Consider the following 24,525-nt stretch of genomic DNA (forward strand, 5'->3'; position numbering starts at 1 on the left):
TTTCACCGCAGCGCCGCCCGTACCGGACGTGGACGCATGATGGCCCGCGCCTGCAGGAGCAAGGTCTCGATCTTCAGGTTCTGGTTCCAGGGGTGCTCCGCATGGCGAGCCACCTTGCCCAGCTCCTGTGACCAGGTGGTGAGCAAGCTCAGGTCGGGCGCGGCAGGCAGGCTGCCCGCCGGGAAATACCGTGGCGCCGCGCCCTGGGCCGCACAAGCCAGGTCGTGGCAAAGCTTTTGCAGGGTCTCGACCACCAGCGGCAAGGGCCATTGGTTCAAGGCAGTGGCCGCACCCTGCATCAACGCCTGGGGCAGTTGCGGCCACGAGCGTGCATCCAGGCCCAGTTGCTGGCGATCGCGCGCGGTCAGCGGCTGCCCGCCGGCTGCAGCCAGCAGCACCTGGGCATCGTTCAGGCTCATGCCCTCGGCCTCGCTTTGCAGCCACTGCGCCGCCGCCATGGCATCGGGCATGGGCAAGCGCCAGGCCTGGCAACGGCTGCGGATCGTCGGCAAGAGCTGGTCGAGCGTGGCGCCGCTGAGCACGAAGCGCACCTGTCCTGGCGGCTCCTCCAGCGTCTTGAGCAGCGTGTTCGACGCGATCAGGTTCATGCGCTCGGCCGGGTGAATCAACACCACCTTGGCCCGCCCGCGCGAGGCCGTGTTTTGAGAAAACTGCACCACTGCCCGAATGGCATCGACCTTGATCTCCTGGCTGAGCTTCTTGCTCTTGCCTTCGGTTTTCTCGCCCCCCTTGTCGCTGCCCTCGTCAGAGCCACTGGATTGCCAGCCCAAGGAGGCTTGCAGGGCTTCGGGCAGGATGACCTGCAGATCGGGGTGAGAGCCTGCCTCGATCAGGCGGCAGCTGGGGCATTGGCCGCAAGCAACATGATGGGCCGAGCCAACCGGCTGCGCCTCACACAACCAGCTGCGCGCCAAAGCCAGCGCAAACTCGAACTGCCCGACGCCTTGCGGCCCGTGCAGCAGCACCGCATGGTGACCACTGAGTTGCTGCAAGGCCGCTTGCAAGGGTTCGTGCAGCCAAGGCCACAGTGGCGCGCGCGATCCCTCACTCATGCCACACCTCGGGCTGCCAGGGCGTGGCCAATGGCCCGTGCCACGATGTCCTGGGGCTGGTCAGCCTGAATCAGCACAAAGCGCTCGGGGCTCTGGGCCATGCGCGTGAGGTACATCTCACGCACACGCTCGAAGAAGGCGTGGTCCTGGGCCTCGAAGCGGTCAGGTTGACGAGCACCGGCCAGCCGGGCGGCCGCCACGGCGGGAGGCAGATCGAACAGGAAGGTCAGGTCGGGCTGGCGTGTGCCCTGCACCCAGGTCTCCAAGGTGGACAGCACCCCCAGGTCAAAACCACGGCCCCCGCCCTGGTAGGCAAAGGTGGCATCGGTGAAGCGGTCGCACAGCACCCAGGCGCCACGGGCCAGGGCGGGCTCGATGACCTGCGTCAGGTGATCGCGGCGTGCCGCGAACACCAACAAGGCCTCGGTGAGCGAGTCCATGGGCTCGTGCAGGAACAGGCCGCGCAGCTGCTCGGCCAGGGGCGTGCCACCTGGCTCGCGCGTGCGCACCACCTCGTGGCCGGCCTCGCGCCAAGCGCGCTCCAGGGCGTCGAGGTGGGTGGTCTTGCCCGCGCCGTCAATGCCCTCGAAGGTGATGAAACGACCTGTGCTCATGGGTTCTTCCTGGGCGTGCGTTGATATTGATTCACCGCGCGATTATGTTCGTCCAAGGTGGCGCTGAAGGCGCTGCTGCCATCACCGCGCGCCACGAAGTACAGCGCCTTCGTCTGCGCCGGGCGCACCGCCGCCATCAAGGCGGCCTTGCCCGGCATGGCAATGGGGGACGGCGGCAAGCCGCGACGTGTGTAGGTGTTGTACGGCGTGTCGGTGCGCAGATCGTTGCGGCGCAAGTTGCCATCAAAGCCCTCGCCCAGACCGTAGATCACGGTCGGGTCGGTCTGCAGGGGCATACCGATGCGCAGGCGGTTGGCGAACACCCCGGCAATCAAGGGGCGATCGGCATCCTGGCCGGTTTCCTTCTCGACGATGGAGGCCAGTATCAGCGCCTCATCGGCGTTTTTCAAAGGCGTCTGGCTGTCGCGTTGTGCCCACGCGGCCTCCAGATGCCTTTGCATGGCGTGCTGTGCACGCCGCATCACGGCCAGATCGGTGTTGCCCTTGGCGTAGGCATAGGTGTCGGGAAAGAAACGGCCTTCCGCCTGCACGCCGTTCAGGCCCAGCGCGTCCATGATCTGCTGCGAGGTCCAGTCACGCGTGGTGGGCTGCAAGCCCTCGGCCTTGGCCAGCTCTTCGCGCCAACGCTGAAAGGTCCAGCCCTCGATCAGTTTGACGCGCGCCAGGCTTTCGTCGCCTTGCACCATCATGCGCAGCAGGTCGCGCGCACTGGCGCCTTGCTTGATTTCGTAGCTGCCCGCGCGAATCTGACGCGATTGCCCCGACCAGCGGAACCACTGATACAGGAGCTCGGGCGAGGTTTGTACCCCGGCGTCGCTCCAACCGCGGGCCACCTCCCTGGGGGTGCTGCCCGCCTCCACCGAGAACTCTACCGTGGGGGCGTTCAAAGACAAGGGCTGGCTCAACCACCACCAGCCTGCGGCCACAGCCAGCGCGGCCAGCGTGATCAGCAAGCCCAGCATGCGGGTGAGGACACCGCCGTGTTGGCGCACAAAGCGTGGGGGATAGGGCAAGGCGGTGGAATGTTTCATGGCGACCGTGATGATAATGAGGCTATGAGCGAGATCCATCTTCCCGACCCAACTTCCTGGTCCGGCGCCTTGCAGGTGTCCGATCTGGGCGTCATCCAGGCCCAAGGCGACGAGGCAGCCGCCTTTTTGCACGGTCAACTCAGCCAGGACGTCAACAGCCAGACGGCCCATCAGGCCCGCTTGGCCGCCTATTGCTCGGCCAAGGGCCGGATGCTGGGCAGCTTACTGAACCTGCGTCCACAGCCTGATTTGCTGTGGTTGATCGCCGACCGCGACACGGTGCCCGCTTTGGTCAAGCGCCTGTCGATGTTCGTGTTGCGCGCCAAGGCCAAGGTGACGGATGCAACGGCCACCGTTTCGGTGCTGGGCGTCGTGGGCGCCTCGGCGGGCACGGCCCTGGGCGCCACCCTGGACGCCGCCCCGTGGTCGGTCCAGGCTGTTGCAGAGGGCCAGTTGGCGCGCCTGCCCGACGTGCTGGGTGTGCCACGCTGGCTGTGGGTGGGCGATGCCGCCGCCGCGCAGGACCGTCTGGCCATATTGCCCGCCCTGCCCACCGAGCAATGGCAGTGGCTGGATGTGATGAGCGGCATCCCGCGCGTGCAGCTGGCCACGGTCGACCAGTTTGTGCCGCAGATGGTCAACTACGAGTTGATTGGCGGGGTGAACTTCCAGAAGGGTTGCTACCCCGGCCAGGAAGTGGTCGCACGCAGCCAGTACCGCGGCACCACCAAGCGCCGCGCCTTCATCGTGCATGCCGACCACCCCCTCACGCCCGGGCAAGAATTGTTCAGCGAAGCTGATGCCGGACAGCCCGCTGGCGTGGTCATCAATGCCGCGACCATTCCGGGGGCCGCGCCGCGCTCCAGCGCGCTGGTGGAGCTCAAGCTGGCCGCGCGCGGCACAGGCTTGCGCGCAGGCAGCGCCGAGGGTGTCCCCGTACAACTGGGCACCCTGCCCTACGCCCTGCCCAGCGACGACGCCAGTGCGTGAAAGGGGTGCCGCGGCGCGAGGCGGACCACGCTGAGCGCTGCAACCATCTGAAGATGTGTCAATTAGTTAACGGGACCTGCGCACAAGCATGGTGCAAGCGCGCATCAGCGGTGCTGAAAAGAGGGTCCATGCGGTAGTCTGCAACGCATCGCTGACTCTCGATCGGACCCATGCCTTCGCCTGCCGGCTCGCGCGCCCTCTTCATTTACTACCGCGTGTCTCTCACGCGCCGTGCCGACGCCTTCCAGGCCATCACCGCCTTGCAGCAGACCGTGATGCGTCGTTTGCCCGGTGTGCAGGCCCGCCTGTGGTGCCGGTCCGAGGAGCACGCCAGTGATGCGATCGAGCAGACTTGGATGGAGGTCTACGAACACCCCGAGGGCGTCGATGCGCTGTGCGAGCAGGTGTTGCTGGAGCAGGTACGGGCCTTGCCCGATGGCCTGATCGGCCCCCGTCACGTCGAGGCCTTTGTGCCCATGGGCGGCACGGTGGCGTCCAACCTCACCTCGGAGGCCTGAGCCATGTGTCTGGTGGCCTTCGCGCTGGATCAAAGCAGTCGCTACCCCTTCGTGCTGGCGAGCAACCGGGACGAGTTCTACAACCGTCCTGCCGCCCGCCTGGCGTGGTGGGAGCCCACGGGCGGTGGCCCCGCCATCCTGGGCGGACGTGACCTGTCCGAAGGTGGCACTTGGCTCGGTCTGACGGCCTCAGGTCGCCTGGGCCTGGTAACCAATGTGCGCAACCCCGCGAAATTGGACCCCGTGGCCCCCTCTCGCGGCCATCTGGTCACGCAATGGCTGAAAGGTGACGCCAGCATGACTCACCTGTGGCCGCGCATGGCGATGACGGGCTACAACGGCTTCAACATGGTGGCACTGGACTTCGCTGAGGGCGAATGCTTCTGGTTGAACAACGAGCGCCTCTACCCCGAGCGCCTGCACAAAGGCGTGTTCGGCCTGTCGAATGCCGAGCTGAACACCCCCTGGCCCAAGGTGATGGCCCTCAAAGCCAGGCTCAAGTCAGCGATCCCGGAGGCGGCAGATGCCGACGATCTCGCCAACCACCTCTTTGGCGCCTTGTCCGATCCCACCCTGGCGCCTGACGAAGAACTGCCTCACACCGGCGTCCCGCCCGAGTGGGAAAAAATGCTGTCGTCGGCCTTCATCAAGGCACCGGAGATGCGATACGGCACGCGCGCCTCCACGGTGATCATCACCGAACGTGTGAACAAGCGGGTGGTGACCCATGTGCTGGAGCGCACCTTCAGTGGCCACTCATCGGTGGCGCTGTTGCGTCGCGTCACCCTCAAGAACTGGCCTCCGCGTCACACCATGGACAGCGCTGAGGTGGCGCGCCTGAGTGCCAGCTTGCCGCCTCTGTCGAACCGCAAAGAAGACAGTTTCGAGAGCAGCGAGGTACAGGAGCAGGACAACCATGTCCTCTCTGCTGACACGCCAATGCGCAAAACACGCGCCCGCACCTTGATCAAGAGCAGTCCATCAGCCCTCAAAGGCGAATGACCATGCGCTGGTGGGGAATGCCCACTTCGTCGAACAATGGCCCCTCGGGGATGAAACCCAGCTTCTCGTAAAAGCCTTGCGCATTGGCCTGCGCATGCAAGGCCAGGTGGTGCAGCTCCCGGCGACGGGCTTCCTCCATCAGGACGCGCAACACGCGCTCACCCAAACCTGTGCCCCGGCTGCAGCGCAGCACCGCCATCCGGCCAATTTTGGCGTGCCCAGCGGGCAATCCGGCATGAAGGAGCCGACCGGTGGCCAGCGGCAGGCCCGCGAGGTTGCTGACCACCGCATGAACGGCGTCGGCGTCGTCCGCGTCCCACTCCTCGGCTTCGGGAATGCCTTGCTCGTCGATGAACACGGCCTGGCGCACGGCTGCGGCGCCAGCCTGCAGTTGGGACCAATCGCCCAGGTCAATGCGGTAGACCGCATCGCCACGTGCGAAGGCGGCCAACTGATCACGCATGGCCTGTGGCACGGCGGTCGGCACGCGGGTGTGCAGGCCGACGTAGACGTTGACGACCTCACCGGTGACCAGCAGGCGCCCCTGCGTCCAGATGGCCCAGGCCACCGTGATGGAAGAATGGCCGATGTGCTCGCAACGCAGGCCGATGTCGAGCCAATCGTCCATGCGCGCGGGGGCGTGGTATTCGATCAGGTTGCGCCGCACGAACATGTCGCCCTGATGGAAAGCCAGGGCATTGGGGTACGGCAGCCCGGCATGGCGCCAGAACTCCGTGATGGCCACGTCCAGATACGTCAGGTAGTGGCCATTGAACACCACCTGCTGGCCATCCACCTCTGCCCATCGGACGCGCAGACGGTGAAAAAATCTGAATTCCGTTGCGCGCATCTAGAAGGCCTCTCTCAGGTCGCGCTTGTGGCTACGACCGCAGAAACGCCAGGGTGAGGTGCAATGCATCGTCGAAGTTCCCTTTCTCAAGCATCTCGTAATCATGGTCGGACTCAACGGCGCTCACCCATATCTGGGAAGACAAGTTATAGCGCGAGGCATCTTGCGCAGTGCCGTATTCATCTTCATTCCCTTGAATAATGAGGAAAGGTTTGCGGATGTCCGAGAGGTGCGCCGTCCTATAAGACTCGTCTGGTTTTTCTGGATGCTTGAACGGATACCCGAAACAAATCAGCTTCTTGACGGCCTTCTCAGACGCAGCCAATGATGCGGTAATGCCTCCCGCTGAGTGTGAGACGACAAAAACGTCCCTCGCAGAAAGCATGCGAACGAAAAGGCGAAAATCTTCGAGGGCATCCGAGGTGGAGATCAATTTCCCCAAAATATGGTGCCGCCTTTTGGGATATTTGATCTCAAAGTAAAGCTTGGAGGCCTTCACTGCCAACACACCCGCGAAGGGATGCCGTGTCGCAAACGAGTGCAACCATGCGCGACCGGCAGTGTCAAGAGCAGCCTCCCTGAGCCTGGCATTTCGAGCTCCCCGACGCTCGTACCAGCACACAGTCAGCCCTTCCTTGTGCACCTCGCTCAGCAATGCCTCGATCGACGCAGATCGCTTTTCAACATTGTTGCGCCCTATCACGACCACGATAGAGGGGGCGTTCATCGCCCCGAGGTGATGAACAAAGAAGTCCCCGATTGTTCGGGAACTGACCGCTGAAGAGCCACAAACCATGTTCGTATTTTGCACACACCCGAACCCGCGCGGCGGACCAGGCGGGTTGCTTGCGGAGCCGTGCACCCCGACCCCACGTAGATCAGCGAAGCTCTCGTCGCAAGATCTTACCCACAGGCGTCTTGGGCAGCTCGGTGTCGCGGAATTCGACCAGGCGCGGGATCTTGTAGCCGGTCAGGCTCTTGCGGCAATGCTCGATCACGGCCTCTTTGGTCAGCGTGGGCGTGCGCGGCACGATGATGACCTTGACGCGCTCGCCTGCGACCTCGTCGGGCACCCCGACGGCCGCCACTTCCTTGACATCCGGGTGCATGGCGATGACGTCTTCGATCTCGTTCGGATAGACGTTGAAGCCCGAGACCAGGATCATGTCCTTCTTGCGGTCCACGATCTTGAGGAAGCCCTTGTCGTCCATCACGGCGATGTCGCCCGTGGCCAGCCAGCCTTCGGCGTCGATGGTCTTGGCCGTGTCTTCGGGACGCTGCCAATAGCCCTTCATCACCTGCGGCCCGCGCACGCACAGCTCACCGGGCTCGTCGATGTCGGCCCAGCTGCCGTCGTCGCGGCGGCAACGCACCTCGGTCGAGGGCACCGGCACGCCGATGCTGCCCGTGAACGCGGGGCCGGGGTTGTGGATGTCCACCGGCGCCTGCGTGACGATGGGCGAGCACTCGGTCAGGCCATAGCCTTCGACGATGGAGTTGCCCGTGACCGCTTTCCAGCGCTCGGCAATGCCGCGCTGCAAGGCCATGCCACCGGCCACGGCCAGCTTCAGGTTCGAAAAATCGCGCTTGCGGAAATCCGGATCGTCGAGGAAGGATGCGTACAGCGTGTTCACGCAGGTGATGCCGCTGAAGTTCTCCTTCTTGAGGATCAACATCACGCGCTTGGTGTCGCGCGGGTTGGCAATGAGGATGTTGCGACCGCCCAGCGCCATGAAGATCAGGCAGTTCACCGTCAGCGAGAAGATGTGATACAGCGGCAGCGGCGTGACGACGGTTTCGGTCTCGCCGGTGAGTTGGCCTTCGGCAAAGGCCAGTGCCTGCTGACAGTTGGCCAGCACATTGCGGTGCGTAAGCATGGCCCCCTTGGCCACGCCGGTGGTGCCGCCGGTGTACTGCAAGAAAGCCAAGTCCTCGGCCTGCACGTCGGGGCGCTTGACCTGTACCTTGGCGCCGGCCTTGAGCGCATCGCGCATCCAGATGGCGCCTGGCAGGCTGTAGGCGGGCACCATTTTCTGCACCTTGCGGATCACGTAGTTCAGCGCCCGGCCCTTGGGGTTGAGCCAGCCGTCCGACAGCAGGTCACCGATCTGGGTCAGCACGATGCGCTTGATCTGTGTGCCCACCATGGCCTCTTGCAGGGTGCTGGCAAAGTTCTCCATCACGATGATGGTTTCGGCCCCACTGTCCTTGAGCTGGTGGTTGAGCTCGCGCGCCGTGTACAGCGGGTTCACGTTCACCACCACCGCACCGATGCGCAGCACCGCAAACAGGCACACCGGGTACTGGAAGGTGTTGGGCAGCATGATGGCCACGCGGTCCCCCTTCGTGATGCCCTGCGACTGCAGCCAACCGGCGAAGGCATTGACCAGGCGGTCCAGCCGGTCGTAGCTCATCTCGGTGCCGATGCTGACGAAGCCCGGACGGTGGCGGAACTTCTCGATGCACTCATCGAAGTAATGCCCCAGGGAGCGGTACTTGTGGGTGTCGATGTCGTGCGGCACGCCCTTCACATAGGACGACAACCAGATCCGGTCGGTCGAGCCATCGGGGTTGACGATGGACTGGCCTGCTGGGCGGACGGCGGCGGCAACGCTGGCGTTCATGCTGTTCTCCTCGGATGTCTGATGCGGCTGAACGGTGTGCGCGGCTCAGCGCTCGATGATGGCGACGACGCCCTGGCCCCCTGCGGCGCAGATCGAGATCAGGCCACGGCCCGAGCCCTTTTGTGCCAGCATCTTGGCCAGCGAGGCCACGATGCGCCCACCGGTGGCAGCGAAGGGGTGGCCGGCGGCCAGCGAACTGCCGTTGACGTTGAGCTTGCTGCGGTCGATGGCGCCCAGCGGCTTGTCCAGGCCCAGGCGCTCCTTGCAGTAGGTGGGGTCTTCCCAAGCCTTCAGGGTGCACAGCACCTGGGCAGCGAAGGCCTCGTGGATTTCGTAGAAGTCGAAGTCCTGCAGGGTCAGGCCAGCGCGTTGCAGCATGCGCGGCACGGCGTAGGCCGGCGCCATCAGCAGGCCTTCCTTCTTGTTGAAGAAGTCCACGGCCGCCACTTCGCTGTGGGTGATGTAGGCCTGTACGGGCAGGTTGCGGGCTTTAGCCCAGTCTTCACTGGCCAGCAGCACGGCCGAGGCGCCGTCGGTCAAGGGGGTGGAGTTGCCGGGGGTCAGCGTGCCCTGGCCCGGTGCCACCTTCTTGTCGAAGCAAGGCTTGAGCGAGCGCAGCTTTTCAATCGTCAGGCCTTCGCGCAGGTTGTTGTCCTTGCTCACCCCCTTGAACGGGGTGATGAGGTCGGCCAGGAAGCCTTCGTTGTAGGCACGAGCCAGATTGGCGTGACTGGTGCAGGCCAGTTGGTCCTGCTCTTCGCGCGGGATGTTCCACTCCTGGGCCATCAGTTCGGCGTGCTCGCCCATGGAATGGCCGGTGCGCGGCTCGCCATTGCGGGGAATGGACGGTTTGACCAGCATGCTGGGACGGATCTTGGCGAGCACCTTCAGCTGCGCCACGGTGCCCTTGGCCCGGTTGGCCTCCATCAGGATCTTGCGCATCTTCTCGTTGATGCCGATGGGCGCGTCCGAGGTGGTGTCCACGCCGCCAGCGATGCCGGATTCGATGTGGCCCAGCGCAATCTTGTTGGCCACCAGCATGGCGGCTTCCAGCCCGGTGCCGCAGGCTTGCTGCAGGTCGTAGGCCGGCGTTTCCGGGGCCAGCGTGGTGGACAGCACCGATTCGCGCACCAAGTTGAAGTCACGGCTGTGCTTCATCACGGCGCCGGCGGCCACGTCACCCAGGCGTTCGCCGTGCAGGTGGAAGCGGTCAACGAGGCCTTGCAGCGTGGCCGTCAGCATCTCCTGGTTGGACACGTTGGAGTAGACCGTGTTGGAGCGGGCAAAGGGGATGCGGTTGCCGCCCAGAATGGCGACGCGACGGATGGTGGTGCTCATGCGTGAAAGTCCTTGAAACAAATGGATGGATGTCGCCGTGCGTCAGTAAGAGACCCGGCCGCGCAGATGAGGCTTGTCGCCACGGGCGTTGCGCACCTCGAAGACCGCGCCGTGCTCGTCGCGCACGGCCCACAGGGAAGCGCGCGCCGGCAGAAACAGCGGCGTTTTGAACTCGACCTGCACCGAGGCATAGGCCACGTCTTCACGCGGCAGCAAGGTGCTCAGGGCTTTGGCCTTGGTCCACATGCCATGCGCCACCGCACGGCGAAAGCCCAGGAACTTCGCGGTGATGGCCGACAGGTGAATGGGGTTGATGTCGCCCGACACCAGGCCGTAGCGCCGGCCGATGCCGGAGTCGGCGTAGAAGTCCGCCTGGCGCGCCAGCGGTGGCAACTCGCCCAGCGCGCTGACGTAGGGGGCGCCGTGGGGCTGCCTCACGCCCATGCGCAGCAGGGTCCAGGTGCTGTCCCACACCAGTTGCCCATCGCGCAGAGCGCGGGCGTGCAAGGTGAACACCTGCCCCTTTTCGTGCTTGAACAGCTCACCGGTCTGCACCTCAATGCGCAGCACATCGCCCGCCTGCACACGCTGGTGCAAGGTGGCACTGTTGGCCAGGTGCACGATGCCCATGGCGGGCCACGGGAAGCGCTTGCTGCCAAACAGCATCATGGCCAGCGGGAAGGCCTCCATGTGCAGAAACAGCATGGGCACGCCATGCGCGCGCTGAAAGCCGCACACCTTGGCGTAGGCCGCGGCCTTCTGGCCGTCCACCAACACATGGGGACGCACATAGGTCACCTCCGGCAAGGCTTCGACCCTGCCGGGGCGCTTGGTGCTGGAGCGCAAGGCCCCGAAGTTCAGACTCAGGGGACTGGGCAGCTTGTCGACTTCGATGATCTTCATGGCCGTGCGCCTCCGGGTGCTGTGACGATCAGGCGCCAATCAGGCTCTGGCCGCACACGCGAACCACATTGCCGGTGATGCCGCTGGAAGCGGGGCTGGCAAACCAGCCAATCGCCTCGGCTACGTCAACGGGCAGCCCACCCTGGCTCATGGAGTTCATGCGACGCCCGGCTTCGCGGATGGCGAACGGGATGGCGGCCGTCATCTGCGTTTCGATGAAGCCGGGGGCCACCGCATTGATGGTGATGCCGTGCTGGGCAAACAAGGGTGCGCAGCTTTGCACCATGCCCACCACACCGGCCTTGGAGACGGCATAGTTGGTCTGCCCCATGTTGCCCGCAATGCCCGAGATGGACGACACGCAGACAATGCGGCCACCGGCCTTGAGCGCGCCGGACTCGACCAGGGCCTCGTTGATGCGCTCTTGCGTGGACAGGTTGACGTTGACCACCAGTTGCCAGATTTCAGGCTTCATGTTGGCAATCGTCTTGTCGCGGGTGATGCCGGCGTTGTGCACGATCACGTCCCAGCCACCTTGTGCCTTGGCGGCGTCCACCAGCTTTTGCGGTGCTTCGGGCGCGCCGATGTCCAGGGCCAGCGAGGTGCCGCCAATCTTCTTGGCCACCTCATCGAGGCCTGCCTGCGCCTGCGGCACGTCCAGACAGATCACCTGGGCGCCGTCCCGGGCCATCACCTCGGCAATGGCCGCGCCAATGCCGCGCGAGGCCCCGGTCACCAGCACCTTCTTGCCCGCCAGGGGCTGTTGCCAGTCGGCAGGCGCCTGCGAGGCACCCACGACCTGACCAATGCGGATCACCTGGGCCGACACATAGGCCGAGCGCGGCGACAGCAGGAAACGCAGCGTGGACTCGATCTGATCTTCCGCGCCCTCGGCCACGTACACCAGCTGGGCGTTGCTGCCCTTTTTGAGCTCCTTGCCCAGCGAACGGGTCAGGCCTTCGAGCGAGCGTTGCACCGTGGCCTGGCGCGGCGAGGCGCAGGCTTCGGGCGGACGGCCGAGCACGACCACGCGCCCGCAAGGCAGCAGCGAGCGCGCAGCGTCGTGGAAGAACCAGTAAAGCGCGTCAGACTGGGTGCTGTCGGTCAGGCCGGTGGCGTCGAACACCAGGGCCTTGACCATTTCACCGCCCTTGCCGGCACCGCCCCAACGGCCGGTCGTCAGGCCCGCTTGGTTGGCGATGCTCACCCACTGCGGCACGCGCTCGTGGGCCAAGGTTTGCGCGCCGATGGCCTTGAACACCTTGGCCAGGGCTGGCAGCAGCGGGGCTTGTTCGCCGCCACCCACCAGCACCGTGCCCTGAATCACCGGCTGACCGGGCTGATAGCGCTCCAGCGGCAAAGGCTTGGGCAGGCCCAGCATGTTGACCAGCTTGGCGCCCAGGCCCGAATTGGCGAAGTCAAGGTATCCGTCACTCATCAGAACACTCGCAGAGAAAGTGGTCCGCGCCCGCATTGCCAGGCACCAGACCGGTTGGAGAACGTGGCAGCCGGGTCGGCCGCCTTCACAGTTGAATCAAGCCTCTGGCACCAAATTGGCCACCGCCGGCATGCGGACGATGGCGTCCAGCACCGTGGTGTCGCCCGGCCCCGGCAAAGGCGCCTTGAGCGCCGCCACCATCAAGGAAATCAAGCGGGAGAGCAGCGTGACCTCCTGGTCGCCCTGCCCTTGGGTGAAATCGCGGATCAGCCGCTGGGTGTTGCCGCCGGCCAGGATGCCGGACAGCGCGCCCATGGCGAAATTGAGTCGGAACCCCAGGTCATCGCGGCTCAACTCAGGCAGCGTGCGCTGGAAGGCCAGGAAGAAGCGGCCCAGGGTTTCGAGGTAATGCGTGTCGATGAACTCGCGCACCACGGGGGACGGGTCGGTGTAGGCGCGCCCCAGAAAATGCAGGAAGCGCTCGGCGTTCGGCGCACCGCTGCGCGACAGGCGCACCGCCGGCAGGAACATGGCCACCAGCACGTGCTCACAGGTCATGCGCTCACCCAGATCAGTCTCCAGGGCGCTAAGCAAGGCCACACGCGCATCGTTGAGCGGATCGAGTTGGCGAGCCAGCACGGCCTGGATCAAAGCGTCCTTGCTGCCGAAGTGGTAGTTGACTGCCGCCAGGTTGACGCTGGCCGTGGTCGTGATCTGGCGCATCGACATGGCGTCAAAGCCACCGGCCACGAACAGCGCCTCGGCCGCATCGAGGATGCGGGTCTTGGTGTCGGCAGGAGTCAGGCGTGTGGTGGCCGCGGTCATGTGCGAAAGGTCTCCGAGATACAGACGTTTCAAACGCCCGTTTCATGCATGAAGCGTATCGTATGACACCGCTTTGACCATGGGGCAAACACGAAGGCACTTTTTGAGGGGTCCCCCCTGCTTTGAGGGGAGAATCATCCGTCGGCTTTTGATCCCGTCACCCTTTCACTTCTACAGCGCCATGGCCACCATCCTGTACCTCACCCAGATCCAGTTCGAGTTCGGCGCCATCCGCCAACTCGCTGCCGAATGCGAACGCATCGGCATCCGCCGCCCCCTGGTCGTCACCGATGCGGGGGTGCGCGCCGCGGGCGTGTTGCAGAAGGCGCTGGATGGGCTGGCCGACTTGCCGGTGACCGTGTTCGACCAGACCCCGCCCAACCCTACCGAAGCCGCCGTGCGGGCCGCGCACGCTGTCTGGCAAGCGGCAGGCTGTGACGGCCTGATCGCCGTGGGCGGCGGCTCCAGCATCGATCTGGCCAAGGGCCTGGCCATCATGGCCACCCACCCCGGTCCGCTGACCACCTACGCCACCATCGAAGGCGGTTCACCCAAGATCACCGCGGCCGCTGCGCCGTTGATCGCGGTGCCGACCACCGCCGGCACGGGCAGCGAGGTGGCTCGTGGCGCCATCGTCATCGTCGACGACGGCCGCAAGCTGGGCTTTCACTCCTGGAACCTGATGCCCAAGGCCGCCATCTGCGACCCGGAGCTGACCCTGGGCCTGCCGCCGGCGCTGACGGCCGCCACGGGCATGGACGCCATCGCCCACTGCATGGAAACCTTCATGGCGCCGGCCTTCAACCCACCGGCAGACGGCATTGCCCTGGACGGGCTGGAGCGCGCCTGGGCCCACATTGAGCGCGCCACCCGTGATGGCAGCGACCGTGAGGCCCGCCTGAACATGATGAGCGCCTCCATGCAAGGCGCCATGGCGTTTCAGAAGGGCCTGGGCGCCGTGCACAGCCTCAGCCACAGCCTGGGCGGCGTCAACCCCAAGCTGCACCACGGCACGCTCAACGCCATGTTCCTGCCCGCGGTCATTCAGTTCAACGCGGGGGCCGAGTCCATTCAGAAAGAGCGCCGACTGACCCGCATGGCGCACGCCATGGGCCTGGCCTCCGAGGCCGACATCCCGCAGGCGATTCGCGACATGAACGCGCGCCTGGGGCTGCCCAAGGGCCTGGCCGACATGGGCGTGCAGCGCGAATGGTTCGACCGCATCATCCGTGGCGCCATGGCCGACCACTGCCACAAGACCAATCCGCGCGTGGCCACGGCCGAGGAGTACCGCAACATCCTCGAAGCGTCGATGTGACGCTCAGGATGTGAGCCCCTGGCACGCCGGGGTGCTCACACGTCGCCGCGCACTTCCTCGGTAGTGATACGGCTGACCATCACCTGGTCAATGCGGTAGCTGTCCACGTCCAGCACCTCGAACTGATAGCCTTCACAGCTCACCTTGTCGGTGCGGCGCGGCACACGGCGCAGCATCACCATGATGAAGCCCGCCAGCGTTTCGTACTCTTCCTGGTTGGGCAAACTATCGAGGTCGAGCGCGCGCAGCACATCCTCGATCGGCGTCACGCCGTCGATCAGCCATGAGTTGGCGTCGCGCTGCACGATCTGCTCCTCATCCTGAGGCCCCACCAGCCCGCCCATCACCGTGCTCATCACGTCGTTGATGGTGATGATGCCCACGACCAGGCTGTACTCATTGATGATGACCGCGAAGTCCACATAGGCTTGGCGGAACTGCATCAGCACCTCGGACAGCGTCAGGCGGTCGGGCACCGTCAACACCTTCTTGACCAAGCCGTCGTTGCCCTGCAGGCTGATGGGCTGGCCCTTGAAGGCCAGGCTCAGCAGGTCCTTGGAGTCCACATAGCCGACCACATGGTCGATGTCGCCGTTGCAGACCAGATACGTGGAGTGCGGATACTGGTCGATGCGCGCACGGATCAGCGCCTCGCTGTCGTCCACCATCAGGTGCACGATGCTGTCGCGCGCGGTCATGGAGCTGGTCACCAAGCGGGTGTCGAGCTCGATCACGTTTTCAATGACGCGGTGTTCCTGCGCGGCCAGCACCCCGGCTTCCGCACCGGCGGCTGCCATCGCCAGGATGTCGTCCGAGGTCACGCCTTCGTCGCGCCGATCGGGCAGGCCCAGCAGGCGAAACAGCCCCTCCGACATGCCCTTGAACAGCCACACCACCGGGCGCACCAGGCGCTGGAACAGGTGCATGGGGCCGACCACGTGCAAGGCTACCTGCTCGGGCGCCGACATGCCCAGGCGTTTGGGGAACAGGTCGGCCAGCAAGATGAACAGGCTGGTGACGATGACAAACGACACCACCGCCGCAGCGGTGCCGACCTGGGCCTCGCTCAATGGCAAGGCGGCCAGCAGTGGCTGCAACAGCGGTGCAAACGCGCCCTCCCCCACGACCCCACCCAGGATGGCCACGGTGTTGACACCGATCTGGATGGCAGTGAAGAAGTCGCCCGGCTCGTCCTGCACGGCCATCACGCGTGCGGCCCGCTGATCACCTTGTTCAAGCATCTGGCGCAGGCGCAAGCGCCGGGACGCGGCCACCGACAGTTCGGCAATGGCGAAAAAAGCACTGGCGATGATCAACACCGCGATGAGGAACAGGCTGCTGACAGGATCCATGACATCAAGTGTAGCGAGCCTGCACGCCTCGCGTCATGGCATCACAGGGGCAACAGTTCGGTGGCCGGGCATCCGCGCTGCAGCCAGTCCTGCCACTCGTCGGCCAGTTGCGCAGCCTGCGCGACCGCCTGCGTCCAGGCCCGCACGCGCGCCTCGCGGCCCAGCCCGGTGAAGTCCTTGCGGTCGGGCAGCTTGCCGCCGGGCAGCGTGGCCACCCAGGACGGGTTGGGCGCCAGCAGCACCATGTTGTCCAGCCAGGGCGTGGCCCCATGGCGCCATTTCCAGGCCTTGTCCAGCCAGCCGGGCACCACCTGTTGCTGGAAATGCGGGTACAGCACCAGCCCCGGCTGCATGGCCGCGTAATGCCAGTGAAAGTGGTAGTCCACGATGCCGCCATCCCAGTGTGAGCCCGGCACCGCGCCAGGAATGTCGCGCACGGCGTCCAGCATGAAGGGGATCGAACACGAGCCCAGCATGGCCGGGATGAAGTTGCCCGCGTTCAGCTCGACCCGCCCCGTCGGAAGATCCCGCAGCGGCACCGGCAAGGCCTCACCGGCCGAGGAAAACACCGTGCGCTCCAGAAACAGACCCACGGCCTTGCGTGACACTGCATTGCCGAGGGCCAGGCCGGTGAAGCCCAGCAGAGTGCGCGACGGCGTGGCCTGCCGCAGCACCTGTCGCCCGCGCGAGGTCAGCACATGCAGGCGATAACGTGGGTGGCTCAGGATGCCCGGCACCTCTTCGCCGAAAAAGCCATTCAGGGTGTCAGTGAAGCCTTGCGTGATCCGTCGGGGTGAGGGCATCTTGCGTCCGGCCTCGGGCTCGATGTGCTGCGCGATGTAGCCGTACGCCAGATCGGCAAACGAGCGCAACGGCTCGGCCATGGCCGCCGTGGCCATGCGCCAGGCGCCAATGGAGGCGCCCACCAGGTGCACGGTGTGCCCGCCTTGCGGCAACCATTGCCCGAACAAATGACGGTCGAGGTGGTTGAGGATGAGCCCCTTGGGGCCACCGGCCGCAGCCGGCACCAGGCGGATGTCGTGCGGCTGCAGGCCCGATGCCTCAATGTGCCGACGGGCGCGCTCGCCCACATGGATGTGCAAGGCCTTCATGGGCGGCAAGGATAGCGCAGCATGGCCTCCCGACAGGCGTCAGAACAAGGGCAAGGCCGCTTCCTCGGCGCACACGGCCAGCCAGGCCCGCGCGGCGTGCGACATGTGTCGCTCAGGCACCCACACCTGCCCTACCCGCCAGCTCACGTCGGGCTCGCACAGCGGGCGAATCACCACATCATCGGGCAGGCGCAGGCGCTTGAGCAAAGGCTCGGGCATCAGGGCCGTGCCCAAGCCCGCCATCGCCAGCGATAACAGAAAGTCCCACTGGCCGCTCTGCCCCACCACCGTCGGGGACACCCCAGCGCGGGCAAAACCTTCACGCAGGCGTTTGGTGAGCGCGTAGTCCTCGCTGAACATCAACAGGGGCTCCCGGTCCAGTGAGGCCAGACTGGGCTGCGGCAGCCCATACCACGACGACGCCTTCGTGCCCACCAGACAGATCGGAAAGCGCCCCAGTTCCGTGCTCGCCAAGCCACTGTCGGGCGGCACCGGCAACACCGTCACCCCCACCTCCAGCTCGCCCGCCAGCACGCGCTGCTCAATCACCTGCCCCCCAGCCTCCTGCGCCATGAGCTTGATCTGCGGGTAGCGCTCCTTGAAGCGCTTGATCAAAGGCGGAAAGAACAGATTGACCATGGGCGGGATGCCCACCGTCACCTCGCCCCGCACCAGCTCGCCCAGGTCTGCCACATCCTGCGTCAGCCGCTTGACCACGGCCAAGGCCTCTTGACCGCCCTCATAGACGATGCGCCCGGCATCGGTCAGGCGCACGCCCCGCCCTTCGCGGATCAACAGGGGCTGCCCCACTTCGTCTTCCAACTGCCGCACCATTTTGCTGACAGTGGACTGGGTCACGCACAGGTGCTCCGCCGCCTGGGTGAAGCTGCTGTGGCGCACGGTTTCGACAAAGTAACGCAGGGCTCGGAGGTCCATGATGGGTGGCGGTCAACGCCATTCGTTTTGCGACTGAATTCCATGAATATAAGTCGCAACACGCATGACTGTCCGTTTTTATACTGATTTCCACATTGCGCGCCGGCAAGGTATCGGCGTGTACGCCCCCACTGGAGACTCCATGTACGAAGACCGCATCCGTCTGGCCCGCCTGCGCGACAAGATCATGTCCGCGCACGACGCTGCCACCCTGTTTGAAAACGGCATGACCGTGGGCATGAGCGGATTCACCCGCGCGGGCGACTGCAAGGCCGTGCCGCTGGCGCTGGCCGACCGCTCCCGTCAGGAACACCTCCAGATCACCCTGATGACGGGCGCCTCGCTGGGCAACGACACCGACAAGATCCTGGCCGAAGCCAACGCCATCTCGCGCCGCCTGCCCTTCCAGGTGGACGCTACGCTGCGCAAAAAGATCAACAACGGCGAGGTGATGTTCCTCGACCAGCACTTGTCCGAAACCGTCGAGCAACTGCGCTCCGGTCAACTGGCCCCCGTGGACATCGCCGTCATCGAGGCCTCGTCCATCACCGAAACCGGCGCCATCGTGCCGACGACCTCGGTGGGCAACTCGGCCAGCTTCGCCATCCTGGCCAAGAAGGTGATCATCGAAATCAACCTGAAGATGCCGGTCGAGCTCGAAGGCCTGCACGACATCTTCATCCCCACCTACCGCCCGTACCGCCAGCCGATCCCGCTGATCAATCCGGAACAGCGCATCGGCGTGCCCTTCATCCCCATTGACCCGGCCAAGATCGCGGCCATCGTCATCACGGAAAAGGACGACAGCCCCTCCAACATCCTGCCGGCCGATGACGAAACCAACGCCATTGCCGGCCACCTCGATCAGTTCCTGCGCCACGAGGTGAAGGTGGGCCGCCTGTCGGCCTCGCTGCAGCCCCTGCAATCGGGCATCGGCACCATCTCCAACGCCGTGCTGACCGGCCTGATCGACTCGCCGTTCCACGACCTCAAGATGTACTCCGAGGTCCTGCAAGACAGCGCCATCGAGTTGCTGGACAGCGGCCGCCTGAGCTTCGCCTCGGCCTCGTCCATCACCCTCACCAAGCCCACGTACGAGCGCGTGCTGGGCAACATCCAGAACTACAAGTCGCGTCTGGTGCTGCGTCCGCAAGAGGTCTCCAACCACCCTGAAGTCATCCGCCGCCTGGGCCTGATCGCCATCAACACGGCGCTCGAGTGCGACATCTACGGCAACATCAACTCCACGCACGTCAACGGCACACACATGATGAACGGCATCGGTGGATCGGGCGACTTTGCCCGCAACGCCCACCTGTCGGTCTTCGTGACCAAGTCGATGGCCAAGCACGGCGCCATCTCGTCCATCGTGCCCATGGTCACCCACGTGGACCACACCGAGCACGATGTGGACGTGATCGTCACCGAGCACGGCCTGGCCGACCTGCGCGGGCTGGCCCCGCGCGAGCGCGCCGCCGTCATCATCGCCAACTGCGTGGACCCGAGCTACCGCGGCATGCTGCAGGACTACGTCAAGGCCGCGAGCCAGCGCGGTGGCCACACGCCCCACCTGCTGGAAGAAGCCTTTGCCTGGCACACCCGATTCCAGAAAACCGGCAGCATGCGCTGACAGGCCCCGCCTGCCAGCAGGGGTGATGCCTGCGTGCCAGAATGAGGCATGAGCCAGCAGTCGACTCAGACGCCTCCAAAGCGCACCATCATCCCCATTCACATTGCGCCACAAGCGCCATGTGGTGTCCCGTCTCCGGATGCCGACCACGGCCACGAGCATGGGCACTCAGACAGTTGCTGCGGACCTGCCACCCAGGCCGCGCAGCTTGTCTCCCCTCCCCCCCTTGAAGCCCCGCCCGATGCAGCCCAAGTGCGCTACCGCATCGAGCAGATGGACTGCCCCACCGAAGAGCGCCTGATCCGCAACAAGCTGGAGCCCATGCCAGGCGTTGTGAGGCTGGACTTCAACCTCATCGGACGTGAGCTGACGGTCTACCACCGCCTGAACGACCCTCACCCCTTGGAAGAGGCGCTGACAGCCGTGGGCATGGCGCCCCGCCTGATCGAGGCCGGACAACGCCCCACCGCCTTGCCTCCGGCCCTGCCGATGCGGGCGCGCCTGTGGCTGGCCATATCAGGCATCGCCGCCGTGGGGGCCGAAGCTTCGGCCTGGATCACCGGCAACGAGCATCACCCGCTGGGTGCCGCACTGGCCGTGCTGGCCATCTTCACCTGCGGCCTGCCCACCCTGAAAAAGGGCTGGATCGCCCTGCGGCACTTCACGCTCAACATCTACTTTTTGATGACGCTGGCGGTGAGCGGCGCCCTGCTCATCGGGCGTTGGTCAGAAGCCGCGATGGTGGTCTTCCTGTTCGCACTGGCCGAGGCCATTGAAGCCCTGTCGCTGGAGCGCGCCCGCCACGCCATCCAGTCCCTGTCGGCTCTAGCGCCCGACACCGCCCAGGTCCGGCTGGGCAGCAACTGGGTCAGCCAGCCCGTTGAGCAGGTCAACACCGGTGCCCGCATCCGCGTGCGGGCCGGTGAACGGGTTCCGCTCGACGCCCGCGTCATCCAGGGGCAGGCTGCACTGGATGAAGCCCCCATCACAGGCGAGAGCCTGCCGGTGGACAAGCAAGCGGGCGACTCCCTCTACGCCGGCACCATCGTCACCAACGGTGTGCTTGAAGCCCTGGTCACCGCCGCAGCCAGTGACAGCACCCTGGCCCGCGTTGCCCGCGCCATCCAGGAAGCGCAGTCCCAGCGCGCACCCATGCAGCGCTTTGTGGATCAGTTCGCGCGCTACTACACCCCCATCGTCGTGATGCTGGCCCTGGCCACCGCCGTACTCGGCCCCCTGCTCACCACGCAAGGCTGGTTGCATTGGATCTATCAGGCCCTGGTGATGCTGGTCATCGCCTGCCCTTGTGCGCTGGTCGTGTCCACACCGGTCACCGTGGTCAGCGGCCTCGCTGCTGCCGCCCGGCGCGGCATTCTGGTCAAAGGCGGCGCACACCTTGAAGGTGGGCGCCTACTCAAAGCCATCGCCCTCGACAAAACCGGCACCCTCACCCACGGCAAGCCAGCCCTGACCCTGGTGCGCTCACTCGGCAGCTTGAGCGACACCGAGGCCCTGCGCCTGGCGGCCAGCCTCGATCACCACAGCGCCCACCCCGTGGCGCAAGCCGTGGTGCAGGCCTGGCAGGCACGCGCCGCAGGCCAGGCTCCGCTGTCCGAGGTCACCGCCTTCCACAGCCTGCACGGCCTGGGCGTGCGCGGCGACATCGACCAGCACACCTGGCACCTGGGCAACCACCGACTGCTCGAAGACTTGGGGCTGTGCTCCCCCGCGCTGGAGGCGCAACTGGCCGAGATCGAGCAAACGGGTCAGACCGCCCTCATTCTCATCAACCCCACCGGGCCCCAGGCCTTGTTGGCAGTCTCCGACACGCTGCGCCCCGAATCGGCCGACGCCGTGCGCCAGCTCCAGACCCTGGGCATCCACCCCGTCATGCTGAGCGGCGACAACGCCTTGGCGGCTCGCCACATGGCGCAGCAAGCCGGCATCAACGATGCGCGCGGCAACCTGCTGCCCAAGGACAAGCTCAAGGCCATCGAAGACCTGATCCACGAACACGGCCACGTCGGCATGGTGGGCGATGGCGTCAACGACGGCCCCGCCCTGGCCCGCGCTCACATCGGCCTGGCCATGGGTGCTGCCGGCACGGCCACGGCCCTCGAAGCCGCCGACGTCGCCATCATGGACGACGACCCGCGCAAGATCGCCACCTTCGTGCGCCTCAGTCACCGCACCTCGGCCGTGCTGAAGCAGAACATCGCGCTGGCGCTGGGCATCAAGCTGGTCTTCTTTGGCCTGGCGCTGAGTGGTCACGCCACCTTGTGGATGGCCGTCTTCGCCGACATGGGCGCCAGCCTGATCGTGGTCTTCAACGGCCTGCGTCTCTTGCGCTTCAAGGACTGACCCACACACACGAGCGCAAGGCCTCACTCAGAAGAGCGCGCATGGCAAAACGCCCGGTGAAAGCCGGGCGTTTTTCGTTTCAACATCGATCCATTGCAGCCTCATGGTGCCGCAATGGGTCAGTCGCTCATCAACGCTTGGTCTGCAACTTGGCAAATGCTGCCGCCATGGCCGACTGCCCTTGTGCGGCACCACCGCTGGCACCACCAGCCCCCCGGCCGCCACCCTGCACCCGCTCGTTGCGCGCCGCTGGCTTGAACCCACTGTCGCGCCCAGCCCCTGCCGCCTTCGGGCCTGTGGCCGCATCCAGCTTCATCGTCAACGAAATTCGCTGGCGCGACAGGTCCACTTCCAGCACCTTCACCTTCACGATGTCGCCAGTCTTGACCACCTCACGGGCATCGGTGACGAACTTGTTCGACAACTGGCTCACGTGCACCAGGCCGTCCTGATGCACCCCCAGGTCCACGAATGCGCCAAACTGCGCCACGTTGCTGACCGTACCCTCCAGCACCATGCCTTCCTTGAGGTCCTTGAGGTCTTCCACGCCATCGTTGAAGCGGGCCACCTTGAAGTCCGGGCGCGGGTCACGGCCTGGCTTTTCCAGCTCACCCAGAATATCCTTCACCGTGATGACGCCAAACTTGTCATCGGCAAACAGCTCGGGCTTGAGGGTGCGCAGCACATCGCTCTTGCCCATCACCTCGCCAATGGGCTTGCCGGTCGTCTTCAGCATTTTTTCGACCACCGGATAGGTTTCTGGGTGCACCCCGGTCACGTCCAAGGGGTTGTCGCCATCGCGAATCCGCAAAAAGCCAGCGGCCTGCTCAAAGGTCTTGGCCCCCAGGCCGGCCACGTCCATCAGCTGCTTGCGGTTGCGGAACGCGCCGTTCGCATCCCGCCAGCGCACGATGCTGTTGGCCACCGCCGAGCTCAAGCCCGACACGCGCGACAGCAGCGGCGCCGAAGCCGTGTTCAGATCCACACCCACCGAGTTCACGCAGTCTTCCACCACCGTGTCCAGCGTGCGCGCCAGCTCGCTCTGATTCACGTCGTGCTGGTATTGGCCCACGCCAATGCTCTTGGGGTCGATCTTCACCAGCTCGGCCAACGGGTCTTGCAGACGGCGGGCAATCGACACCGCGCCGCGCAGGCTCACGTCCAGCTCGGGCAGCTCTTTCGAGGCGAACTCCGAAGCCGAATACACCGACGCGCCCGCTTCCGACACCACCACCTTCTCGATCGGGGTGCCCGGCGCCAGTTGCTGAATGCGCTTGATCAGGTCGGCCGCCAGCTTGTCGGTCTCGCGGCTGGCCGTGCCATTGCCAATGGCGATCAGGTTCACGCCATGGGCCGCGCACAGCTTGGCCAGCGTGTGGATCGAACCTTCCCAGTCCTTGCGCGGCTCATGCGGGTACACCGTCGAAGTGTCCAGCACCTTGCCCGTGTCGCTCACCACCGCCACCTTCACCCCGGTACGGATGCCGGGGTCCAGCCCCATCACCACGCGCTTGCCAGCGGGTGCGGCCAGCAGCAGGTCACGCAGGTTCTCGGCAAAAACCTTGATGGCGGTCGCTTCGGCCGACTCTCGCAAGCGCGAGAACAGGTCACGCTCCAAGCTCAGCGAGAGCTTGACCTTCCAGGTCCAGGCAATGGACTTGCGGATCAGGTCGTCCGCCAGGCGCTTGCTGTGGCTCCAGCCCAGGTGCACGGCAATGCGGCCCTCGGCAAGGCTTGGCTTGCCCGGCATCACCTCTTCGTCCAGCACCAGTTTGGCGTCCAGAATTTCCAGGGTGCGGCCACGGAAAACGGCCAGCGCCCGGTGCGACGGCACCGTGCGAATCGGCTCGTCGTAATCGAAGTAGTCACGGAACTTGGCCACGTCCGGGTTGTGCTCGTCCTTGCCCGCCATCAGCTTGGACTTGAACAGGCCTTCCGACCACAGCCAGTCCCGCATCTTGCCGATCAGCGTGGCATCTTCGGCCCAACGCTCCGACAGGATGTCGCGCACGCCGTCCAACACTGCAAACGCATCGGCAAACCCAGCATCGGCGTTCACAAACGCCGCCGCTTCGGCCTGCGGGTCCAGCGTCGGGTCGGCAAACAGCTTGTCGGCCAGTGGCTCAATACCTGCCTCGCGGGCGATCATGCCCTTGGTGCGCCGCTTTTGCTTGTACGGCAGGTACAGGTCTTCCAGCTCCTGCTTGGTGGGCACCGCCTCGATGGCCGCACGCAGATCGGGCGTCAGCTTGCCCTGCTCCTCGATGCTCTTGAGCACCGCCGCGCGGCGGTCTTCCAGCTCACGCAGATAGCCCAAACGAGCCTCCAGATCGCGCAGCTGCGTGTCGTCGAGGCCATCGGTGGCCTCCTTGCGATAACGGGCAATGAAGGGCACCGTCGCACCGCCATCCAGCAGTTGCACGGCAGCATTGACTTGCGCGGGGCGGACATTGAGTTCCGCCGCCAGTTGCATCAGGATCTTGTCCAAGCTCGGCCTCGTTCAGAAACGCTCACGCGGGTGGGACTTTGCAAGTGACCACGGTCACGCCCAACCCAGCTACAGGGGGCGCAGTTTGCCATACCGACACT

Annotated in this window: 20 protein-coding genes; 6 read left to right on the forward strand and 14 right to left on the reverse strand. The window is 65.3% G+C overall.

All coding sequences use genetic code 11. The features are described 5' to 3' along the window. Nucleotides 1-2: 2 nt before the first annotated feature. The 3 genes from holB to mltG are packed head-to-tail and all read right to left on the reverse strand — an operon-like array spanning nt 3 to nt 2,739. Nucleotides 3-1,073 (reverse strand): DNA polymerase III subunit delta', encoded by a 1,071-nt coding sequence (gene holB / locus AC3WW4_RS09880; RefSeq protein ID WP_488828256.1) that lies wholly within the window; start codon nt 1,071-1,073, stop codon nt 3-5. Continuing rightward, nucleotides 1,070-1,687 (reverse strand): dTMP kinase, encoded by a 618-nt coding sequence (gene tmk, locus AC3WW4_RS09885; RefSeq protein ID WP_488828257.1) that lies wholly within the window; start codon nt 1,685-1,687, stop codon nt 1,070-1,072. Before tmk ends, holB begins: the two co-directional genes overlap by 4 nt. Then, nucleotides 1,684-2,739, reverse strand: coding sequence for an endolytic transglycosylase MltG (mltG, locus tag AC3WW4_RS09890; RefSeq protein ID WP_488828258.1), 1,056 nt, complete (start codon nt 2,737-2,739; stop codon nt 1,684-1,686). The genes tmk and mltG overlap by 4 nt, the downstream gene beginning before the upstream one ends. 24 nt (nt 2,740-2,763) lie before the next feature. Between mltG and ygfZ the strand changes: the two genes are divergently transcribed. From ygfZ to AC3WW4_RS09905, 3 genes are all read left to right on the forward strand, one after another. After that, the gene (gene ygfZ, locus AC3WW4_RS09895; protein ID WP_488828260.1) at nt 2,764-3,729 is read left to right on the forward strand and encodes a CAF17-like 4Fe-4S cluster assembly/insertion protein YgfZ; all 966 of its coding nucleotides are present in this window, start codon (nt 2,764-2,766) and stop codon (nt 3,727-3,729) included. Nucleotides 3,730-3,899: 170 nt separating this feature from the next. Further along, nucleotides 3,900-4,247, forward strand: coding sequence for a DUF4936 family protein (locus tag AC3WW4_RS09900; protein ID WP_488828262.1), 348 nt, complete (start codon nt 3,900-3,902; stop codon nt 4,245-4,247). A gap of 3 nt (nt 4,248-4,250) precedes the next feature. Next, entirely contained in the window at nt 4,251-5,249 is a 999-nt protein-coding gene (locus tag AC3WW4_RS09905; RefSeq protein ID WP_488828263.1) for an NRDE family protein, read from the forward strand. Here the strand turns inward: AC3WW4_RS09905 and AC3WW4_RS09910 are convergent. The 7 genes from AC3WW4_RS09910 to AC3WW4_RS09940 all read right to left on the reverse strand — a co-directional run bounded on the left by AC3WW4_RS09910 (nt 5,236) and on the right by AC3WW4_RS09940 (nt 13,227). Then, nucleotides 5,236-6,099 carry a YbgC/FadM family acyl-CoA thioesterase gene (locus AC3WW4_RS09910; protein ID WP_488828264.1) on the reverse strand — a complete coding sequence of 288 codons (864 nt, stop codon included), beginning with the start codon at nt 6,097-6,099 and terminating at the stop codon, nt 5,236-5,238. The genes AC3WW4_RS09905 and AC3WW4_RS09910 overlap by 14 nt on opposite strands. A gap of 31 nt (nt 6,100-6,130) precedes the next feature. Beyond that, nucleotides 6,131-6,826 carry an alpha/beta family hydrolase gene (locus AC3WW4_RS09915; protein WP_488828266.1) on the reverse strand — a complete coding sequence of 232 codons (696 nt, stop codon included), beginning with the start codon at nt 6,824-6,826 and terminating at the stop codon, nt 6,131-6,133. 151 nt (nt 6,827-6,977) lie between these two features. Further along, complete coding sequence (locus tag AC3WW4_RS09920; protein ID WP_488828267.1) at nt 6,978-8,723, reverse strand: AMP-binding protein; 1,746 nt, start codon at nt 8,721-8,723, stop codon at nt 6,978-6,980. 45 nt (nt 8,724-8,768) lie between these two features. Then, the gene (locus tag AC3WW4_RS09925) at nt 8,769-10,061 is read right to left on the reverse strand and encodes an acetyl-CoA C-acetyltransferase (protein ID WP_488828268.1); all 1,293 of its coding nucleotides are present in this window, start codon (nt 10,059-10,061) and stop codon (nt 8,769-8,771) included. Between the two features lie 42 nt (nt 10,062-10,103). Then, nucleotides 10,104-10,964, reverse strand: coding sequence for a MaoC/PaaZ C-terminal domain-containing protein (locus tag AC3WW4_RS09930; protein WP_488828269.1), 861 nt, complete (start codon nt 10,962-10,964; stop codon nt 10,104-10,106). Nucleotides 10,965-10,992: 28 nt separating this feature from the next. After that, entirely contained in the window at nt 10,993-12,402 is a 1,410-nt protein-coding gene (locus AC3WW4_RS09935; RefSeq protein ID WP_488828270.1) for a 3-oxoacyl-ACP reductase, read from the reverse strand. 96 nt (nt 12,403-12,498) lie between these two features. Next, nucleotides 12,499-13,227, reverse strand: coding sequence for a TetR/AcrR family transcriptional regulator (locus AC3WW4_RS09940; RefSeq protein WP_488828271.1), 729 nt, complete (start codon nt 13,225-13,227; stop codon nt 12,499-12,501). A 181-nt stretch (nt 13,228-13,408) separates the two neighbouring features. On the opposite strand from AC3WW4_RS09940, the gene AC3WW4_RS09945 reads away from it, so the two are divergent. After that, a complete protein-coding gene (locus AC3WW4_RS09945; RefSeq protein WP_488828273.1) occupies nt 13,409-14,545 on the forward strand; it encodes an iron-containing alcohol dehydrogenase in 1,137 nt (378 codons plus the stop codon). 35 nt (nt 14,546-14,580) lie between these two features. Here AC3WW4_RS09945 and paeA read toward each other — a convergent pair whose 3' ends face one another. From paeA to AC3WW4_RS09960, 3 genes are read right to left on the reverse strand one after another with little or no spacing between them, the layout of a single operon-like run. Next, complete coding sequence (gene paeA / locus AC3WW4_RS09950) at nt 14,581-15,897, reverse strand: polyamine export protein PaeA (protein ID WP_488828275.1); 1,317 nt, start codon at nt 15,895-15,897, stop codon at nt 14,581-14,583. A 41-nt stretch (nt 15,898-15,938) separates the two neighbouring features. Then, nucleotides 15,939-17,009 carry a patatin-like phospholipase family protein gene (locus tag AC3WW4_RS09955; protein ID WP_488828276.1) on the reverse strand — a complete coding sequence of 357 codons (1,071 nt, stop codon included), beginning with the start codon at nt 17,007-17,009 and terminating at the stop codon, nt 15,939-15,941. 39 nt (nt 17,010-17,048) lie between these two features. Then, nucleotides 17,049-17,945: a LysR family transcriptional regulator gene (locus AC3WW4_RS09960; RefSeq protein WP_488828278.1), complete on the reverse strand. Its 897-nt coding sequence runs from the start codon at nt 17,943-17,945 to the stop codon at nt 17,049-17,051. Between the two features lie 142 nt (nt 17,946-18,087). Here AC3WW4_RS09960 and scpC point away from each other — a divergent pair, with 142 nt between their 5' ends. After that, complete coding sequence (gene scpC / locus AC3WW4_RS09965; RefSeq protein WP_488828279.1) at nt 18,088-19,575, forward strand: succinyl-CoA:acetate CoA-transferase ScpC; 1,488 nt, start codon at nt 18,088-18,090, stop codon at nt 19,573-19,575. A gap of 48 nt (nt 19,576-19,623) precedes the next feature. Continuing rightward, nucleotides 19,624-21,936: a heavy metal translocating P-type ATPase gene (locus AC3WW4_RS09970; protein ID WP_488828280.1), complete on the forward strand. Its 2,313-nt coding sequence runs from the start codon at nt 19,624-19,626 to the stop codon at nt 21,934-21,936. A 130-nt stretch (nt 21,937-22,066) separates the two neighbouring features. Here AC3WW4_RS09970 and AC3WW4_RS09975 read toward each other — a convergent pair whose 3' ends face one another. Continuing rightward, nucleotides 22,067-24,424, reverse strand: coding sequence for a Tex family protein (locus AC3WW4_RS09975; RefSeq protein ID WP_488828281.1), 2,358 nt, complete (start codon nt 24,422-24,424; stop codon nt 22,067-22,069). Nucleotides 24,425-24,525: the final 101 nt, after the last annotated feature.

This window comes from Aquabacterium sp. TM01 (genome assembly GCF_057808345.1).

Excerpts from the sequence above, each read along its gene's own strand:
- mltG (WP_488828258.1), bottom strand. The coding sequence starts at position 2,739 with ATGAAACATTCCACCGCCTTGCCCTATCCCCCACGCTTTGTGCGCCAA.
- AC3WW4_RS09955 (WP_488828276.1), bottom strand. The coding sequence starts at position 17,009 with ATGAAGGCCTTGCACATCCATGTGGGCGAGCGCGCCCGTCGGCACATT.
- AC3WW4_RS09940 (WP_488828271.1), bottom strand. The coding sequence starts at position 13,227 with ATGACCGCGGCCACCACACGCCTGACTCCTGCCGACACCAAGACCCGC.
- ygfZ (WP_488828260.1), top strand. The coding sequence starts at position 2,764 with ATGAGCGAGATCCATCTTCCCGACCCAACTTCCTGGTCCGGCGCCTTG.
- AC3WW4_RS09945 (WP_488828273.1), top strand. The coding sequence starts at position 13,409 with ATGGCCACCATCCTGTACCTCACCCAGATCCAGTTCGAGTTCGGCGCC.
- AC3WW4_RS09920 (WP_488828267.1), bottom strand. The coding sequence starts at position 8,723 with ATGAACGCCAGCGTTGCCGCCGCCGTCCGCCCAGCAGGCCAGTCCATC.
- AC3WW4_RS09905 (WP_488828263.1), top strand. The coding sequence starts at position 4,251 with ATGTGTCTGGTGGCCTTCGCGCTGGATCAAAGCAGTCGCTACCCCTTC.
- AC3WW4_RS09935 (WP_488828270.1), bottom strand. The coding sequence starts at position 12,402 with ATGAGTGACGGATACCTTGACTTCGCCAATTCGGGCCTGGGCGCCAAG.
- paeA (WP_488828275.1), bottom strand. The coding sequence starts at position 15,897 with ATGGATCCTGTCAGCAGCCTGTTCCTCATCGCGGTGTTGATCATCGCC.
- AC3WW4_RS09960 (WP_488828278.1), bottom strand. The coding sequence starts at position 17,945 with ATGGACCTCCGAGCCCTGCGTTACTTTGTCGAAACCGTGCGCCACAGC.
- tmk (WP_488828257.1), bottom strand. The coding sequence starts at position 1,687 with ATGAGCACAGGTCGTTTCATCACCTTCGAGGGCATTGACGGCGCGGGC.
- AC3WW4_RS09970 (WP_488828280.1), top strand. The coding sequence starts at position 19,624 with ATGAGCCAGCAGTCGACTCAGACGCCTCCAAAGCGCACCATCATCCCC.
- AC3WW4_RS09910 (WP_488828264.1), bottom strand. The coding sequence starts at position 6,099 with ATGCGCGCAACGGAATTCAGATTTTTTCACCGTCTGCGCGTCCGATGG.
- AC3WW4_RS09925 (WP_488828268.1), bottom strand. The coding sequence starts at position 10,061 with ATGAGCACCACCATCCGTCGCGTCGCCATTCTGGGCGGCAACCGCATC.
- AC3WW4_RS09930 (WP_488828269.1), bottom strand. The coding sequence starts at position 10,964 with ATGAAGATCATCGAAGTCGACAAGCTGCCCAGTCCCCTGAGTCTGAAC.
- AC3WW4_RS09900 (WP_488828262.1), top strand. The coding sequence starts at position 3,900 with ATGCCTTCGCCTGCCGGCTCGCGCGCCCTCTTCATTTACTACCGCGTG.
- AC3WW4_RS09915 (WP_488828266.1), bottom strand. The coding sequence starts at position 6,826 with ATGAACGCCCCCTCTATCGTGGTCGTGATAGGGCGCAACAATGTTGAA.
- holB (WP_488828256.1), bottom strand. The coding sequence starts at position 1,073 with ATGAGTGAGGGATCGCGCGCGCCACTGTGGCCTTGGCTGCACGAACCC.
- scpC (WP_488828279.1), top strand. The coding sequence starts at position 18,088 with ATGTACGAAGACCGCATCCGTCTGGCCCGCCTGCGCGACAAGATCATG.